Origin of the sequence: Pullulanibacillus pueri (assembly GCF_014639255.1) — a bacterium.
Lineage (GTDB): Bacteria > Bacillota > Bacilli > Bacillales > Sporolactobacillaceae > Pullulanibacillus > Pullulanibacillus pueri.
In genome coordinates this window covers 1-16,385 of record NZ_BMFV01000033.1, presented here as the reverse complement: position 1 = coordinate 16,385, position 16,385 = coordinate 1, and the positions used below count along the sequence as shown (strand labels likewise).

Genomic DNA, 16,385 nt, shown 5'->3' with positions numbered 1-16,385 from the left:
ATCTTACTGTGGGATGACGGTTCCTTCTTCATGCACTTGATAGACTTTTTTATCCTCTTGTTGTGATGAATCGGTGACTGTGACTATATAATATGCTCCATACCCGTTTGTCGCTTTGTGAAGTGATCCATCTGTTGTAAGTTTAATATTGGTTTTGCCATCATCATTTAATTGCTTTCTCAAGTATTGCTTAGCTTCTGAACTACTAGTAATATGGACACTTTTTGGCGTTGGGTTGCTTTCATTCGTTTCATCCTGCTCCGTGCTCGGGTCAATGAGGGAATAGGAGCCACTTTGATAGACTTTATATAGACCTAGTGTTCCTGAACCTCCTTGTTGTCTTACGGAGGTATCTACTACTTTTATCTTGTAGTAGGGTCCTTTTTTGTCTGTCTCAAGTTCTCCACCGATGTTGCTATAGGAGATGGTATCATCAAGTTTTAATTGCCTTTTTAAATAGGTGATAGCTTCACTTCCAGAGGTGATTTTCACACTTTTTGATGCTGGATTTTGTGTTGAGTCGTTGGAGGCTGTGGACGATGAATTATTATCATCGGTACTATTCGTCGGAGTTGTAGAGGTGTTCTGGCTATCGCTGTTGTCTATATTGACTTTGGAAGCAGCCGTTTTAGTAGATTCGGCGTTGGCGCTTGCCTTGTTGGATTGCGCGGAGGTCGAATGATCACCACACCCAGCTGTCATTATTAAAATGCCACTTAAAAACACGGATCCTATCAATTTTTTCATAAATATTTCCTCCTCACCTAGTCAATTCTACACCTCGTTCTTTTAACGGGTCAATAACCAAATAAATGAAAAGGTTTAGAAATAAAAATAATGTCCGAATGTCTTTATTCATATTCAGTTCATATCGCTCCCCTATGATATCACTGGGCTGAAATGGGAGAGCAAGCCGGGAGTTACGCTTATTGGCGATGCGGCACATTTGATGCCACCTGCTGGTGACGGAGTCAATCTTGCGATGCTCGATGCCATGGAATTAGCCCTTTCCATCGTACGGCACGAAGGGGAATGGGATAAAGCAATAGAAGCCTATGAACAAAAAATGTATGCTTATTCTTCTGAGACTGCTAAGATGGCGTATGCCCAATTTAAACTCATGATGTCCGAAAACGCTGTGACCAAGATTAAACAGTTATTTGAGTAGAGTTTAGGGGGTTAGAAAGACTATAGGCTGTTTGTTTGAAAATGGATGAATATAAAGTAACAGAGGGGAAGAAGTGAATTAAATAGCGCTTTGTGAAAAAAGAATTTTTATGTGCGGGTTTATGCATATGATATAGTAATAGAAGGCAATAGATCGGTTTCACAAGGGGGTGGCTCACTTCCCGATAGATTGGGGGTGATGCCATGAGTGTATACGAAAGCTTAATGGTGGCAATAAATTTTGCATCATTAGTTGTCGTTATCTTGGCTTTTCGCCAAAAAAATAACCCCCCTTGTGCTTAGCGGCTAATTAGGGGATTTATTTCTACCTAGGAGCCAAACCCTTTTGATGGGTTCGGTCTTATTGCATGCCGTCGGTGTTCGTGCACTGGCGGCTTAATTTAGTTTATGCAAATGGACTTGCTTCTATGTAAAAGTATACCACAAATTGCGTATTTGTACACCTTAGGTAAAAGTGCATCTTTAACAGCATATGTGTAACTTTTGTAAAAAAGCCAAATTTCCATAGTAAATGCTGAAGGTGTATTTTATTTATTCGCAATTTAATGTAATATTATGTTAAAATTAGTAGAGCGTCTTAGAAGGAATGTCCGTTTGTATTTAGTTTTATCGCGATTTCTAAAAAGGAGAGAGGAAATATAAAATTTATTTCATTCACTTCTTTTTTTATTATCCTGTTTTTTATTACTTGGTTTCAGCCCTTCCATATTATTATCCACCATGACTTGACTAAAAAATATGACGTATTTAATGGGGCATATCTTTAAGAAGGATAATGTCATCATTTTAATAGGCAAAAGAAAGGCGAGGCTCTTTTTATGCAGGAAATGGGACTTGAATACCGAGTGATTGGTGAGAAAGGGCCACTCATTGTTATCGAAATAGGAATAGGAAATTCTTTTTATAGCTGGCTTTCCTTTATAGAGAAAATAGAAAACAAATATAAGATTTTAATATATCATCGGGCAGGATATGGTAAGAGTCCAGAGTCAAAGGCACAAAGAACGGCCGGGCATATTGCTAGTGAACTTAATGCATTAATTGATGATCTGAATATTGATGAAACGTTTATTTTAATCGGGCATTCTTTTGGGGGATTATGTGCTCAACAATATGCGAGAATGTTTTCTGAAAGACTTAAAGCGGTTATTTTGCTAGATGCAACCTCGCACCATTTTAGTCGATTATATGACCTCAAGCTCCCTGTCATGTATTCCTTGATATCCTTAGAAAAAATGATAGAGGAGAATATTGAATCAGCAAATAAAACAACAGAAGAACTTAGTCAAAGATTCTCAGGCCTGATTGAAGGGTCTAAAGCTATTTTGCAAAATGGGGACTTTGAAAATTTTAAGTGTTTTATAACAGATCCTACTTTATTCCGCACCATCGCCAATGAATTTATGAATTGGGACCAAAGCAGCCAATTAATAGAAGACTCAGGTGAATTCCCCGATATCCCTTTGGTGGTAATCGCAAGAGATAAAGAGTTGGCAGCTGAACCTTTTATTGAACATGGCATTCCAAAAGAAGAAGCCTTTCTATATGAAGCGGTGTGGCGAGATTTACAGATTGAGTTATCACAGCTATCGCCTCGTGGAGAATTCATAATTGCAGAAGGTAGCGATCATGAAATACATAAAGATAAGCCAGAAGTTCTTATCCAGGCTATTGAAAGATTAATTTTGCAAAAGTAGAATTGACAATTTGATTAGTGTAGGTGGGTTATAATGAGCGATTCAAACAGCTTCGAATACCAAGATAGTTGGGGGATTATCGGTTCTTTCTGGCCCTCATTTTTTGTTGTTTTGTTAGGTGTTATCGCTATTGTTGGTATTATAGGTTGTATTTTCTTCATTAGAAGGCGGAGAAAAGAAAGGGATAAGTGATTGAGTCTAAAAACGGATTTTAAACTTGTGAAGAGGAGGCTTAACTTGCAGGGGCTATTCTAAAGCAGGTCCATTATTATGTAAAGGAGGGAGCTTGTGCTAGATCGTGTCTTTCAGCAATTTGGAATTCAAGTACTGTCTATTAATGAGGTTGAGGACTCCCATAGTTCAATAGTCTATAAATGTACTTTACTTAACGGAGAAACTGTTTTTGTGAAAATTCCTTATACAAAATTGAAATATCAGCGGGAGTTAGAAGCCTATGACATTTTAAAGGGAAGTGTCTCGATTCCTGAATTGCTGGATTATTGGTCTGGTGATGAGGAATTTCCGGGTGCCTTTTTATTATCTGAATTAAAAGGGAGACCGTTATCCTTGCAAGCTTCTCCAACCCTAGCGTTTCAGGTGGGGGTCCTTCATGCGACGATGCATACGGTTCGTCCACCTGCTGAAAAAGTGTTAACGGGCATACAAAATGAATATCCAAATTGGTCAACCTTTGTTGAGCGCCAGTTTCATAGTTTTGCGGAGGATGTAGAGGACGTTCTGGATGAGCGTTTATTCAAACAAGCGATTGATCAGTTCGAGGACATGAAAAAGCAGCTCCCTACTCCGGATGGACCAAGCTTCATACATATGGATTTTCGTCCGGCAAATATCATTGTGAATGATGAGAAAGTTTCAGGCGTGATCGATTTTGAAAGCGTGAGATTTGGTTCAACAGAGGTCGATTTTACCAAGCTAAATCGTGATTTTCTAAGCTCAGATCATACCCTTTATCACTCCTATCAAGAAGGCTATAGCAGTATCAGACCATTAATTGATCTAGAAGCGGTATTGCCTTTTTACCGATTTACAGATGCCTTTAATAGTATTGGCTGGTGTAAACGACGGGGCATTGAGAAAAATGCAGTGTTTCTAGAACAGAATATGGTGATTCTAAGAAAGTTTTTACAATGAAATGGTACTGTATAAGTGTCTTGCTTTTGTACCCTTTGGAAGGTGGAGAGAAATGAAAGCCTTTGATTATGAGAATTTTTATGAGAGGGTCGGAAAAACAAACGGTTGGGATTTTAGTCATCTAAAATCCTTCTCTGAAGGTGTTCGTTGGGATTTTTACGATGAAGTCGTCAAAAGATGTGAAAAAACAGATATCCTTTTAGATATTGGTACAGGTGGCGGTGAAAAGCTGTTAAGCATTGCCTCTTCGTTATTTCTCTTGGTTGGCATAGATCTCTCTCATAGCATGATAAACACAGCTTTATCTCACTTGAAAAAGTTGAAGGTTCCAAACGTCAAGTTTTTCCAAATGTCATCGGATGAATTGCAATTTCCTATGCGTTTTTTTGATGTCGTCTCAAGCTGCCATGCCCCATTCTCTTCACTAGAAGTGGCTAAGGTGTTAAAAAGTGGTGGGTGGTTTTTGACACAACAAGTCAGTGAAGCAGATAAATGGAATATAAAAGAAGCCTTTGGTCGAGGACAGGCCTACGATAAAACCGATGGCTCATTAAAAAAACGATATATTCGTGAACTGAATGAGGCAGGGTTTTCTGAAATCCAATCCTTTGAATACGATGCGATCGAATATTATGAGAGACCAGAAGATCTAATTTTTTTACTTAAACACACCCCTATCATTCCTTATTTCGGACAGGATAAAATGGACTTTGAAATATTGAAAGACTTCATTGAGAACAATAAAAGTGAAAAAGGCATTCAAACCAACTCAAAAAGATTTCTTATAATAGCTAGAAGGTAAAAAAACGCCAAGTGAAATATTGTACTTAAAATAATAGTAGGGTTGGCTAATTGACCTCAGTCGGCTTTTCATAGACGAGTGGCAATAATAAAGCATTTATCTCTGCCGAATACCAAAACATTAAGAGAGGTGGATATATTGCCGATTAGAAACTCAGCAAAAGCTATTATAATTAACGAGGGTAAGATATTGCTGACCAAAAACCAGGATGAAGATGGTTACTTTTACCTTTGTCCTGGTGGTGGGCAGGAACAAGGTGAGGCACTGAAGACAACTGTTTCAAGGGAATGTATGGAAGAGATTGGGGAACAGGTGACTATCGGTGATCTATGTTTTGTTCGTGATTATATTGGTAAAAACCATGAGCACTCGTTTGACTTTGATGTTCATAGAGTTGAATTTTATTTTCTATGTTCCTTGGAAAATAAACTGAATTTTGAGCGAAAACCAACAAACCCTGATCACCATCAAATAGGGATAGAATGGGTTCATTTCAATCAAATCAACCAATATAGAGTCTATCCAAAACAATTAATAAGGCATATAAAAAAACATTTTAATGGTGAGAAAACCCAAGTGTATGTAGGAGATATTAATTAAGAAAGAACTACCTTTTTAAAATTTAATGGGTGAGGGGCTCGATGTATGACGATACCAAAGCACATTGTCTCAGCAGCTACAATTGTATTAAATGATAAGAAAGAAATTTTGTTAATTAAGGGCCCGCGCAGAGGTTGGGAAATGCCTGGAGGTCAAGTTGAAATTGGAGAATCACTAAAGGAAGCGGCCATAAGAGAAACAAAGGAAGAATCAGGGATTGATATTGAAGTCATAAAGTTCTGTGGCATCTTTCAAAATGTGAGCCGTTCAATCTGTAATACTTTATTTTTAGGCAAAGCTATCGGTGGAGAACCTACCACTAGCTCTGAAAGTTTAGAAGTCGGCTTCTTTCCCTTAGATGAAGGGCTTGAAATGGTCACATGGAAAAATTTTAGACAAAGAATTGAATATTGTTTAGAGGAAAGTCTCCATCCTTTTTATGTAGAATTTTGAGCGGGGATTTTCATGATAATCATTGTTTAATAGAGAAAGTCCTAAAAACGGGGAGTTTGATATGGATACAGTAAAGCAGAATAGTAGTGCGTGGGATAAGAAGGTTGAAGAGGGTGCTAAATACACCCAACCGGTAAGTAAAGAAACCATAGAAAAAAGTAAATCTGGTAATTGGGAAATTACTGTCACGGGAAAGCCTGTCCCTAGAGATTGGTTTCCGCAATCACTAAAAGGTTTAAAGATTTTATGTTTAGCTTCGGGTGGTGGGCAACAAGGGCCTGTCTTAGCGGCAGCGGGTGCCGACGTCACTGTTACGGATATATCTAAAAAGCAATTAGAACAGGATGACTTTGTTGCGCGCCGTGACGGGTTGAAGTTAAGAACTGTCCAAGGGGATATGTCCGATCTCTCGGAATTTCCTGATGGAGAGTTTGATATGATTATCAATCCCATTTCGAATCTGTTTGTGGAAGAGTTAAAGCCTGTTTGGCAAGAGGCCTCAAGAGTTTTAAAAGATAAAGGTGTTCTTATCGCAGGATTTGTTAACCCTATTTTATACATTTTTGATGATGAAGAGGATATGAAAGGTCATTTGGTTGTGAAAAATACCATTCCCTCCTCCTCACTGGATGGCTTAACAGAAGAAGAAATCAATGACTATATTAAGGCGAATAAAACGATTGAATATGGCCATACATTAGAGGAACAAATTCAAGGGCAAATAGATGCGGGCTTTGTCATCACCGGAATGTATGAAGATGATTTCGGCGGAACACGTCCTTTAGATCAGTACATCAAATGCTTTATCGCAACCAAGGCCGTTAAAATGAAGATCGATTGATAAGACGGAATGAGAATGAGGCTGTTCAAAAAGGAGTATGCACTTTTGTGTAGGGCCTCCTATTTTTGAATTGGAAATATGATCGTTTAGAGGGAGTGGAATAATATTTGACAATCTCTGATGAATTGATCAAGGCTTTAGTAAAGAGGGCACCACAACTTGGACTCTCAAATATCGACCCTGTCATTCTGAGTGACGCAGGAAACCTTATCGTACATCTCTCACCCTATCCAATTGTAGCTAGAATAGCAAAATTGTTTGATGGCGATAATTCTACTTTTTGGAAGAATGTTTTACTCCAAGAGTTAAAGGTCGTTGAGTATTTAGAGCGACACAAGGTCCCCGTAATCTCATTAGTAAAGGATGTTTCACCGGGGCCACATAAAATAGATTCGACCTGGATGACTTTATGGGAGTATATTGCCCCGGTAGAACTGCCACCGCTTGAAAGTCAAGAAGCGATAAGCATGTTAAATGTGCTGTCAAAAGCATTGAAAAGCTATGAAGGACCTATGCAGGTTTTAGGTGCTTGGAAAAATGTGAATCAAGCGGCGGAGTACTTAACGAAGAGAGAGGATAAAGATGAGCGAATTTTAGTATTGCTAGAGGAATATGAAAAGGTGTACAAGGACATAAGGCGTCTTGAATTGTTTCCAGCCCATGGGGATGCTCATCCTAATAATCTTATACCAAGCTCACAAGGGTGGAAATGGATTGATTTCGAAGACGTTTCATTAATGCTTAAGTTCTGGGATCTTGCTTCTTTTATAGGAAATACCTGCTTGTTCCAAGGTCTAAAGCATCCTACCGTCACTCATGTATTAAATCTTGAAGACGTAGTGGCTGACAAAAGCACGTTTATATTTATTTTGAAGGCCAGGGTGATCATGTCCGTCACAACCAATTTGGCATTAGCATTAGAGGGAAACGGAGATTTAGACTTTGCATTTTCCCAACTTCATCTCTTTGATTCATTTATAACATCCATTGAAGACTTGTAAGGAGAAATAAACGCAGATAAAACGAAAGGACAGCCAGGAGACCAATCCAGACTGTCCTTTACGATACTTTTGACGACTTTCCAGTGTTTCTTTCAAACGACCCATTTTAATTACGTCTTAATTATAATAATTTCAAGGATTCTTAGCAATACTTCATACTTCATCTTATAAGTAAGGCTGTAGGAGCTCGAACACCATACGACCGCACAACAAAAAATGAGCTTGGAGAAAATCCAAACTCATTTAAAGTGTATAAACAAAGGGAACTATTATCCGTGAAAATCACCCGTGTTTTGATTGACTGTGACATAGGGATTCTTACCGGTGTCATTTTCCTTCACCCAAACTTCCCAATTTCCGTTTCCGATGTACTTATAGCGACGGGGTGTCACGTGATAAGCCTTATATAATTTATTTTCAAAGGTTTTCACCCAAGCCCCTGTTGGATGGCTACTCCCTAATTTTTCTGTATCGGTTATTTTTGTCGTATAGACAACTTTCTCGGTTGATGTATCAATCAAAGATAATGTATTATTATCATCTATTTTCCACTGAAATAAAGTCACATTGTGTGATTCGTCTCCATTGTTGACGACTTCCTTCACTAAACCTTCTTTAAAATCATCTTGATGGTTTTCTGCAGGGTCAAGGGTCAGTCTCACCTTTTTCCCACTTTGTGTCATGGTATAGGATGGATAATCGACAGTGGTATCGGGTTGTTGACTCTCATATTTTAAAGTGGCGTTTAGGACAGCCCCTGTACGTTGGTCTAACTTACTCTCGCTATTATCCGTCTTGGAGGTCGAGTTTGGACTGTTATTAGCTGTATCCCCAGTAGAGCTATCAGATGTATTTGTTGAATCCTTCGATGTTGTATTGTTATCTGAGCTTTGGGTTGTTTTATCGGTTTTTGACTGACTTTTTGTGGACGTGTCAGGGTCAGATGAATGACTACAAGCCGACATGCCTATTAATAAAACGGCGAATGCAGATGCTGCGATAATATTCTTACCTTTCTTCATAATGACAACTCCAATCATTTTAAAGCTTTTATTCCACTTCATTCCATTTTAACATAACCCGTTTCTCTTTTTAAAAGGGCTGATGGGAATTCCATATATTAGGTGTTCTTAGCTTTAACTTAACTTCAAAAATCATTCATAGGTTTTGACCAAAAGATGTTGTATAAAGTGTAAAATTGTCTAACAACAATAATATATAAAAAATCAATAATTATTTATTGTAAAACGATAAATAAGATGGTAAAATCAATGAGTAAATAAATGGAGTGAGGTGCTTGTTATGAATCGCGTGTCAACGCTCTTCTTAAAGATCGCTGTTATTTTTATTGGAATTCCGATTCTTGCTTTGTGTATTTTTGTGGTGCCCCACATCGCCACCTATGCGGCAGGATTTTTCCCCAATATATCTTTTTATATGGAACTGCTTGTTTTCATCGTTTTTTATGGGGCGGCCGTTCCGTTCTATATTGCCCTTTACCAAGCTTTTAAACTTCTGAGCTATATTGACAAGAACAAAGCATTCTCAGAACTGTCAGTCAAGGCGCTGAAGGTTATAAAAATTTGTGCCGTCACCATCAGCATTTGGTATGTCGCCGCTATGCCGCTTTTTTATCTCGTGGCAGACAAGGACGATGCCCCAGGGGTCATTTTCATCGGATTGATCATTATTTTTGCTTCATTGGTGATTGCGGTCTTTGCTGCTGTCCTTCAAAAACTGTTAAAAGAAGCGATTGATATAAAATCAGAAAATGACTTAACGGTCTGAGGTGAAAACAATGGCAATTATAATCAATATTGATGTGATGCTGGCAAAAAGGAAAATGAGTGTAACAGAGCTTTCGGAGAGGGTAGGTATTACGATGGCTAACCTTTCGATATTAAAAAACGGTAAGGCAAAAGCGATTAGGCTTTCTACGTTAGAGGCTATTTGTAAGGCATTGGATTGCCAACCGGGTGATGTATTAGAGTACCAAAGTGATGACGATACAGAAGCTGAAGCTAAGGCTTAAACGAGGTGACTCATGAATATCACCATACAAAATGATTTTCAGAGAAAAACATTGAAGGCACTGGTCTTGAGAGGGATAACACAACTTGCGCGTTTTGGTTGGGAGCAGGCGCTGTCTTGTGTGTTTCCTGTCGTTATCTTTGCGTCGTTAGCTCTGACGCAAATTATCCCACTTCCTTTCCTACCGCGGTATGATTGGATGCTCATCATCTGTTTGCTAATGCAAGTGTTAATGGTACGTTTTGGTTTGGAAACACGGGATGAACTCAAGGTGATTACCTTGTTTCACCTTATTGGACTTGCGCTTGAACTTTTTAAAGTACATATGGGCTCTTGGGCTTATCCAGAGGAAGGCTATTCGAAAATCTTTGGAGTCCCTTTGTACAGTGGATTTATGTATGCGAGTGTCGCGAGTTATCTTTGTCAGGCATGGCGGAGATTGAAGGTTGAACTGGTCAAGTGGCCACCGTTTTTGCTCGTTATCCCTCTAGCAGCGGCGATTTATTTAAATTTTTTCACTCATCATTTTTGGATGGATGTCCGCTGGTGGTTATCGGCACTTGTTATTATTGTCTTTTGGAAATCATGGGTCACGTACGAGGTTGGTGGCACACGCTACCGCATGCCACTTGCATTTTCTTTTGTACTCATTGGTTTTTTTATATGGATAGCCGAAAATATCGCAACGTTCTTCGGGGCTTGGGAATATCCCAACCAAACCGAGGCTTGGAGCCTTGTTAATTTTGGCAAGGTAAGCTCCTGGCTCTTATTAGTCATTGTGAGCTTTCTTATTGTTGCGACATTAAAGCTTGTTAAGGAAAAAAGACCAAAAGGATAAATGCCTATCTCACGTTTAATCAACCACAGTCGAATCCTTACTCCTGTAGGGCGTTCGACTTTTTGCGTTAGGTGACAAACGTCCTATGTATGCTTTATTTTTGATGGAAAATTTTTTATAGGAAGCGAAGGGGTAGAAGAGAATCTCTTGGGTATTAGTGCTCTATCATTTACTGGTGACAGTATTATGGCTAGCGAATTCAGCGCATTTATTTTCATTTTGGGGCGTCAGTATATGGTTAATCGCAATTGCCTTAGGATTTGTCGCTTATAAATGATTAAAGCTGCCGACGATAATAAGAAAACTCATCCTGTTTTCAAGTGCCTTTATAGAATTCCTGACTATTATGACACTTTTGATTTACTGCGCCATTCAATATATGCCATAATTAAATGGAATAAAAGATACTAGCTTGGGGGAGAGACCATGAAGGCGCTGTTAGTGATTGATGTTCAAAATGGGTTAGTGGAACAAGGTGATTTTAGTCAGGCATTAACTTTAATGGAGAAGCTCATTAAGGATTTTAAAAAGGATAACCATCCTGTTATTTTCATGAGGCATTTTGATGAGAATGAAGAAAGTCCTCTTTATAAGGCGTCTGTTGGCTCGGAATTGCACCATTCACTTAAAGCGTACGCAGACGTTGTCCTTGAGAAACAAACACCTAGTTCATTTTTTAATACAAAGTTAGCGGAAGTACTAGAAAGCGAGGGGGTAGATCACCTCTTTATCAGCGGTTTTAACACGGAGTTTTGTTGTATGTTTACAGCTATTGCGGCGTTTGACCGGGGCTATAAGGTGACTTTCATTGAAGACGCGACAGCCACAGTGAATACAGACGAGACTTATGAGATGAAGGGTCTGGATATAAAAGATTTTGTCGGCACAGTCTTGCACTGGTCAGAGGCGATTGAAGTACTAGATTATGATGAATATGTCGAGATATATAAATAATTTTATTTATCAAGAGATATTGTTCTTATTGAGCCGGCGAGGCGTTTGATTACGACTGCTATAAAGGTCAATAGGGGTCGAAGCCTGGTCAGGTTCAGACAAAAATGAGAGCGATTAGCCGATTAGAGTCCGAAGTCAGGGCGCCTTCGGACAAAAATGAGAGGGAGAAGCGAAATAGAGTCCGAGGTCAAAGCACCTTCGGACAAAAGCGAGAGCAAGAAGCGAAATAGAGTCCGAAGTTAAAGCCCCTTCGGACAAAAACGAGAGCAAGCAGCGAAATAGAGTCCGAAGTTAAAGCCCCTTTGGACAAAAATGAGAGCAAGCAGCGAAATAGAGTCCGAAGTTAAAGCCCCTTTGGACAAAAATGAGAGCAAGCAGCGAAATAGAGTCCGAAGTTAAAGCCCCTTTGGACAAAAATGAGAGCGAGCAGCGAAATAGAGTCCGAAGTCAAAGCCCCTTTGGACAAAAATGAGAGCAAGCAGCGAAATAGAGTCCGAAGTTAAAGCCCCTTTGGACAAAAATGAGAACAAGCAGCGAAATAGAGTCCGAAGTCAGGTGAGGTTTGGACAAAAATGAGAGCGAGCAGCGAAATAGAGTCCGAAGTCAAAGCCCCTTGGACAAAAATGAGAGCAAGCAGCGAAATAGAGTCCGAAGTCAAAGCACCTTCGGACAAAAATGAGAACAAGCAGCGAAATAGAGTCCGAAGTCAGGTCAGGTTCGGACAAAAATGAGAGCGATTAGCCGATTAGAGTCCGAAGTCAGGGCGCCTTTGGACAAAAATGAGAGCGATTAGCCGATTAGAATCCGAAGTCAGGGCGCCTTCTGACGCGTGCTGTTCCCGAAGGAGTCGCACGTCTTTCGCACCAATCCATTTATTTCTGGCGGTTCATTTTAGTGAAAAAACATTTTAATTCAACTGAATGAGGAGCGAGCGCCCGGTTTTTTCTTATTTTTAATATTTCTATGGGTATTGTTTTGGATTGAGTAGAATTTATTCTTTAACTTTTGAGGTGATACTTGCTTTTGGGTGAAAGAGTGTGGTTTAATAAAGAACATAAAGCGTAATTATTACGATTTACAAAATGGAAGGAGCAGATGTACATATGGTTAAGCAAATTCCAGTGACTGTGCTGAGTGGCTATTTAGGATCAGGAAAGACAACGATTTTGAATCATGTCTTAAATAATCGTGAGGGCTTAAGAGTAGCTGTGATTGTTAATGACATGGGAGAGGTTAATGTGGATGCCACATTGGTTGAAAATGACGGGAGTCTATCTAAAACCGATGAGAAGCTTGTCTCCTTGTCCAACGGATGCATTTGCTGTACCTTACGTGAAGACTTGTTGATTGAAGTTGAGAAATTGGCGAGAGAGGGAAAGTATGATTATATTCTGATCGAATCAACAGGGATTGGCGAACCTGTACCTGTTGCTCAAACCTTCTCTTATGTTGATGAAGATCTTGGCATTGATCTTACAAGATATTGCCGATTAGATACCATGGTGACGGTTGTGGATGCTTTCGGATTTATGAAAAACTTTCAATCAGGGGATACGCTTGTCGATCGAAAGCAAGGGATTAGTGATGAAGACGATCGAGAAATCTCTGACCTTCTCATTGATCAAGTCGAGTTCTGTGATGTGCTCATCTTAAATAAATGTGATTTAGTCGATGAAGCATCATTGGATAAGCTAGAAAGTGTCTTACGGACCTTACAACCTGAAGCGAAAATTATCCGTACAGTCCATGGTAAGGTGGATATGCACGAGATTTTAAATACCCACCGTTTTGATTTTGATAAAGCAGCGGAGTCGGCCGGATGGGTGAAAGAATTAAATGCACCAGAACATACACCTGAAACAGAGGAATACGGTATAGGTTCCTTTGTCTATTATCGGAAGCAGCCTTTTCATTCTGAGAGATTTAATCGCTTTTTACACAATCTAGATGACACGACAATCATTCGTTCTAAAGGGATTGCTTGGTGTGCAACCCATAATAATGTAGCCTTACTCATGTCACATGCGGGACCATCTGTGTCTATGTCTCCTTTAGCCTATTGGGTGGCTTCAATGCCAAAACATGAACAAAAGCAAATTTTAGAAGCAAACCCAGAGGTATTGGCGGAGTGGAACGAAGAATATGGCGATCGCCATACGAAAATCGTATTTATCGGGACAGAGCTTGATCCTGAGGGAATTACAGAAGAATTAGATCGCTGCTTATTAACCGATTCGGAACTCATGAGTGATTGGGAGACCTTTGACACACCTAGAGAATGGGTACCCAGTGCCTAGTTCTGTGCATTAAAATTTAAATTGAAGAAAACAAAGCCAGATTCGAGAGTGAATCTGGCTTTTTGCATTGTGAGGGAGGTATCTATGAATAGGGGTTTTAAAACGCTTGATGCCTGTCACTAGGCGTGTGTTTAATTTCTGCGTAAGCTTTATGTAGATGAATCGATTCATCATTTTCGCATCTCACATGAAAGCTTTCTACCCAAGGTAATTCACAGAGCTCGGCTGCCACGAGACGTACAAAATCCTCTACAAATCTCGGATTTTCATAGGCCTTTTCGGTGACATATTTTTCATCCTCACGCTTTAATATTGGATAAATGGGGGAGCTACTGTTACTTTCGATGATTTTGAGAAAAGGTGTTTTCCAATCGCCATCCCAATGTGCAGGTAATTCTGCTTGTATCTTCACATGCCCTCTTTGATTATGCGCACCATATTCACTAATCTCTTTTGAACAGGGACATAGTGTGGTTGCGGTCCCCTCTAATTGAACAGACTGCTTGTAGCCTGCGTTAGGATCGTAGGTAAGATAAATCTCTCCATCTGCTATATTCATGCCTGTTAATCCCGTTACCGGTGCTATTTGATCATAGAACCAGCGAAACTGTACTTTCATGGCTATGGTTGGAAGCTCGCAATATTCGGCAATTTCTTTAATTAAAAGACGTAGCTTGGATAAGTCGAGTGAACCCTCATTTTTACAATAGGCTGTTACTTTTTCTACATAACGACTCATATTCACGCCCTTGCGCTCTCTTGGTAATTGAGAGGTGACTTGAAATGTGGCCTGAACAGCTTGCTTAAAAGGGGATGTATCACTATTTAGGAGAACAGGTAATGTTAATTCTGAAACCCCAACTTGAGTGATCGAAAATAAATAATCAGCTAATGCATTCTGTAAATCTTTCATGTCTTCTTTTTTCGTTGGCTTTTGCTTTTTCGAGGGCTCTACCGAACCGAATAACTTCAGCCTTTCTGTTTTTGAAAGAGTTGTCATTTTAGCACCACCTAGGCTTGTTCTATTCATCTGAAATTTGCGTCTTGCTCAGCAACTGCTTCGCCATCAAGATAGACTTTACTCTGTGTCGCTGTGGTTTGCCCATTATATTTTCCTGTATAGGGCGGGGCGTCTTGATCGAGTGATGCGAGCACTAATTGGCAGAGGCGTCTGCCCGCTTGTATGTCTATGGGCACACTATTGGAATTATAAAGTTCTAAGGTGATGTGACCCTTAAATCCAGGGTCCACCCATCCGGCATTCTGAATAAATAATCCTAATCTTCCTATAGAGCTTCTTCCTTCTACAAAGGCCGTGATGTCTGTAGGCAAATCAATGTATTCGATCGTTGTCGCGAGGACAAAGGCTTTTGGGGGGATGATAATATGATCTGCGCTGACCTTTCTATATGAAGCTGGCTTGTCTAATGAAATAACAGGCGACGCATGTTCATCAATAATTAAAAATTCATTGCCAACCCGCAAATCAATGGAGGCAGGCTGAAGCTGTATGGCGGTAAGAGGCTTAACAATGAGTTCTTTAGCCATGAGTTTTTTCTCTAATGTGGGCTTAGATAAAATCACAAGTGGGTTCCCTCCTCGAGATGGTTGTTTTAAAATAGTAACCATTACGATTTATTTGTTGTTTCTAGATAATTTATCATTTTCTATGAAAAAAGGCAATGAACGGCTTGTTTTATAGAAAAGTATTTTGCCTGTCCTGAGGGCTTTATCTTGTTTTGCACTTAGGGTTTAAGACCCCCACCTCTTAGGGCAGCGTAGGTGGGATTTACCCAATCAGGTGGAGTAGACTCGCCACCTGATTTCACGATGTTTCAGCAACGCTGAAACGAGTTCGCTTGCATCTCACAAGGGGAAGCGCTAAAATGATTCAAAACGTAATAATTACGATATGTTTTTTGGAATTAAGAGGTGACCTTTTACTTTCAACTTGTGTGATAAGGCAATGAGGAAGAGAAGGAACTTATCAAACTATCTTTGCTAGTATGAAAGGAACCTATGTTATGTCTCGCTTTTTTCTTGATTTTTTAAGACCCTTTGCTATGAAAATGAAATCGAATAGACGCCTGCGCAAGCGGTTTTTATTCTACATATTGGGGATACTCTGTATCTTTTTAGCGAGTGCATTCACCAATCACAATGATTTTTTATATCACAAGCCAATCGCTGAAGTCATTAAGGCTAAAACGGTGAAAACAGTGAAGCAAGTGGATGCTCTTCATAATAAAGATACGGTATCTTCTCAAAGCATAACGGCCAAAATAAAGAATGGTAAAGACAAAGGCCAGTTGATCCATTTGAATAATACCTATTCTTCATCAGAAGCCTATGATCAAAAGTATGAGGTTGGCACCTCTCTTTTTGTTTCCATAGATAAGGAGGAGGGACATCCAAAGTTAACGGGAGATATTACAGGTGTAAAGCGGGACAAACCGCTTGTTATTATTTACGACTTTAGTCAGTTGAGCTCGCGATAGCGTGCGAAACAATAAACCACCTGCTATGCAGGT

20 protein-coding genes are annotated in these 16,385 nt (G+C 39.5%); 16 read left to right on the top strand and 4 right to left on the bottom strand.

Annotated features, from left to right (window positions below):
* Window positions 1-3 precede the first annotated feature (3 nt).
* On the bottom strand, window positions 4-747 hold the full coding sequence (locus IEV91_RS16985) for a hypothetical protein (protein ID WP_188498627.1): 744 nt from the start codon (window positions 745-747) through the stop codon (window positions 4-6).
* A gap of 202 nt (window positions 748-949) precedes the next feature.
* On the opposite strand from IEV91_RS16985, the gene IEV91_RS16980 reads away from it, so the two are divergent.
* The 10 genes from IEV91_RS16980 to IEV91_RS16940 all read left to right on the top strand — a co-directional run bounded on the left by IEV91_RS16980 (window position 950) and on the right by IEV91_RS16940 (window position 7,734).
* Complete coding sequence (locus tag IEV91_RS16980; RefSeq protein ID WP_188498626.1) at window positions 950-1,168, top strand: hypothetical protein; 219 nt, start codon at window positions 950-952, stop codon at window positions 1,166-1,168.
* Between the two features lie 203 nt (window positions 1,169-1,371).
* Window positions 1,372-1,470 (top strand): putative holin-like toxin, encoded by a 99-nt coding sequence (locus IEV91_RS22150; RefSeq protein ID WP_476748487.1) that lies wholly within the window; start codon window positions 1,372-1,374, stop codon window positions 1,468-1,470.
* A 536-nt stretch (window positions 1,471-2,006) separates the two neighbouring features.
* On the top strand, window positions 2,007-2,885 hold the full coding sequence (locus IEV91_RS16975; RefSeq protein WP_188498625.1) for an alpha/beta hydrolase: 879 nt from the start codon (window positions 2,007-2,009) through the stop codon (window positions 2,883-2,885).
* A gap of 33 nt (window positions 2,886-2,918) precedes the next feature.
* Window positions 2,919-3,077 (top strand): hypothetical protein, encoded by a 159-nt coding sequence (locus tag IEV91_RS16970; protein WP_188498624.1) that lies wholly within the window; start codon window positions 2,919-2,921, stop codon window positions 3,075-3,077.
* A 96-nt stretch (window positions 3,078-3,173) separates the two neighbouring features.
* Window positions 3,174-4,037, top strand: coding sequence for a phosphotransferase family protein (locus tag IEV91_RS16965; protein ID WP_188498623.1), 864 nt, complete (start codon window positions 3,174-3,176; stop codon window positions 4,035-4,037).
* Between the two features lie 52 nt (window positions 4,038-4,089).
* Complete coding sequence (locus IEV91_RS16960) at window positions 4,090-4,839, top strand: class I SAM-dependent methyltransferase (protein ID WP_188498622.1); 750 nt, start codon at window positions 4,090-4,092, stop codon at window positions 4,837-4,839.
* Between the two features lie 78 nt (window positions 4,840-4,917).
* A complete protein-coding gene (locus tag IEV91_RS16955; RefSeq protein ID WP_308420045.1) occupies window positions 4,918-5,439 on the top strand; it encodes an NUDIX domain-containing protein in 522 nt (173 codons plus the stop codon).
* Window positions 5,440-5,484: 45 nt separating this feature from the next.
* Window positions 5,485-5,892, top strand: a complete 408-nt coding sequence (locus tag IEV91_RS16950) for an NUDIX hydrolase (protein WP_188498620.1) — start codon at window positions 5,485-5,487, stop codon at window positions 5,890-5,892.
* A 61-nt stretch (window positions 5,893-5,953) separates the two neighbouring features.
* Window positions 5,954-6,733: a class I SAM-dependent methyltransferase gene (locus IEV91_RS16945; RefSeq protein WP_188498619.1), complete on the top strand. Its 780-nt coding sequence runs from the start codon at window positions 5,954-5,956 to the stop codon at window positions 6,731-6,733.
* Between the two features lie 107 nt (window positions 6,734-6,840).
* Window positions 6,841-7,734 (top strand): phosphotransferase family protein, encoded by an 894-nt coding sequence (locus tag IEV91_RS16940; RefSeq protein WP_188498618.1) that lies wholly within the window; start codon window positions 6,841-6,843, stop codon window positions 7,732-7,734.
* A gap of 269 nt (window positions 7,735-8,003) precedes the next feature.
* Here the strand turns inward: IEV91_RS16940 and IEV91_RS21765 are convergent, their stop codons facing one another.
* Window positions 8,004-8,756, bottom strand: coding sequence for a hypothetical protein (locus IEV91_RS21765; RefSeq protein WP_229745629.1), 753 nt, complete (start codon window positions 8,754-8,756; stop codon window positions 8,004-8,006).
* A 280-nt stretch (window positions 8,757-9,036) separates the two neighbouring features.
* Here IEV91_RS21765 and IEV91_RS16930 point away from each other — a divergent pair, with 280 nt between their 5' ends.
* From IEV91_RS16930 to IEV91_RS16910, 5 genes are all read left to right on the top strand, one after another.
* The gene (locus IEV91_RS16930; RefSeq protein ID WP_188498617.1) at window positions 9,037-9,522 is read left to right on the top strand and encodes a DUF2975 domain-containing protein; all 486 of its coding nucleotides are present in this window, start codon (window positions 9,037-9,039) and stop codon (window positions 9,520-9,522) included.
* A gap of 10 nt (window positions 9,523-9,532) precedes the next feature.
* A complete protein-coding gene (locus IEV91_RS16925; RefSeq protein WP_188498616.1) occupies window positions 9,533-9,766 on the top strand; it encodes a helix-turn-helix domain-containing protein in 234 nt (77 codons plus the stop codon).
* Between the two features lie 66 nt (window positions 9,767-9,832).
* Window positions 9,833-10,603, top strand: coding sequence for a DUF817 domain-containing protein (locus IEV91_RS16920; protein WP_188498666.1), 771 nt, complete (start codon window positions 9,833-9,835; stop codon window positions 10,601-10,603).
* Window positions 10,604-11,029: 426 nt separating this feature from the next.
* Window positions 11,030-11,557: an isochorismatase family protein gene (locus IEV91_RS16915; RefSeq protein ID WP_188498615.1), complete on the top strand. Its 528-nt coding sequence runs from the start codon at window positions 11,030-11,032 to the stop codon at window positions 11,555-11,557.
* 1,103 nt (window positions 11,558-12,660) lie between these two features.
* A complete protein-coding gene (locus IEV91_RS16910) occupies window positions 12,661-13,854 on the top strand; it encodes a GTP-binding protein (protein WP_188498614.1) in 1,194 nt (397 codons plus the stop codon).
* A gap of 97 nt (window positions 13,855-13,951) precedes the next feature.
* On the opposite strand, the gene folE2 is transcribed toward IEV91_RS16910, so the two are convergent.
* Together folE2 and dcd are read right to left on the bottom strand one after the other, a co-directional pair.
* Window positions 13,952-14,854, bottom strand: a complete 903-nt coding sequence (gene folE2 / locus IEV91_RS16905; RefSeq protein ID WP_188498613.1) for a GTP cyclohydrolase FolE2 — start codon at window positions 14,852-14,854, stop codon at window positions 13,952-13,954.
* Window positions 14,855-14,880: 26 nt separating this feature from the next.
* Window positions 14,881-15,438 carry a dCTP deaminase gene (gene dcd / locus IEV91_RS16900; RefSeq protein WP_188498612.1) on the bottom strand — a complete coding sequence of 186 codons (558 nt, stop codon included), beginning with the start codon at window positions 15,436-15,438 and terminating at the stop codon, window positions 14,881-14,883.
* 440 nt (window positions 15,439-15,878) lie between these two features.
* Between dcd and IEV91_RS16895 the strand changes: the two genes are divergently transcribed.
* Window positions 15,879-16,352 (top strand): hypothetical protein, encoded by a 474-nt coding sequence (locus IEV91_RS16895; RefSeq protein ID WP_188498611.1) that lies wholly within the window; start codon window positions 15,879-15,881, stop codon window positions 16,350-16,352.
* The last annotated feature ends 33 nt before the right edge of the window (window positions 16,353-16,385 follow it).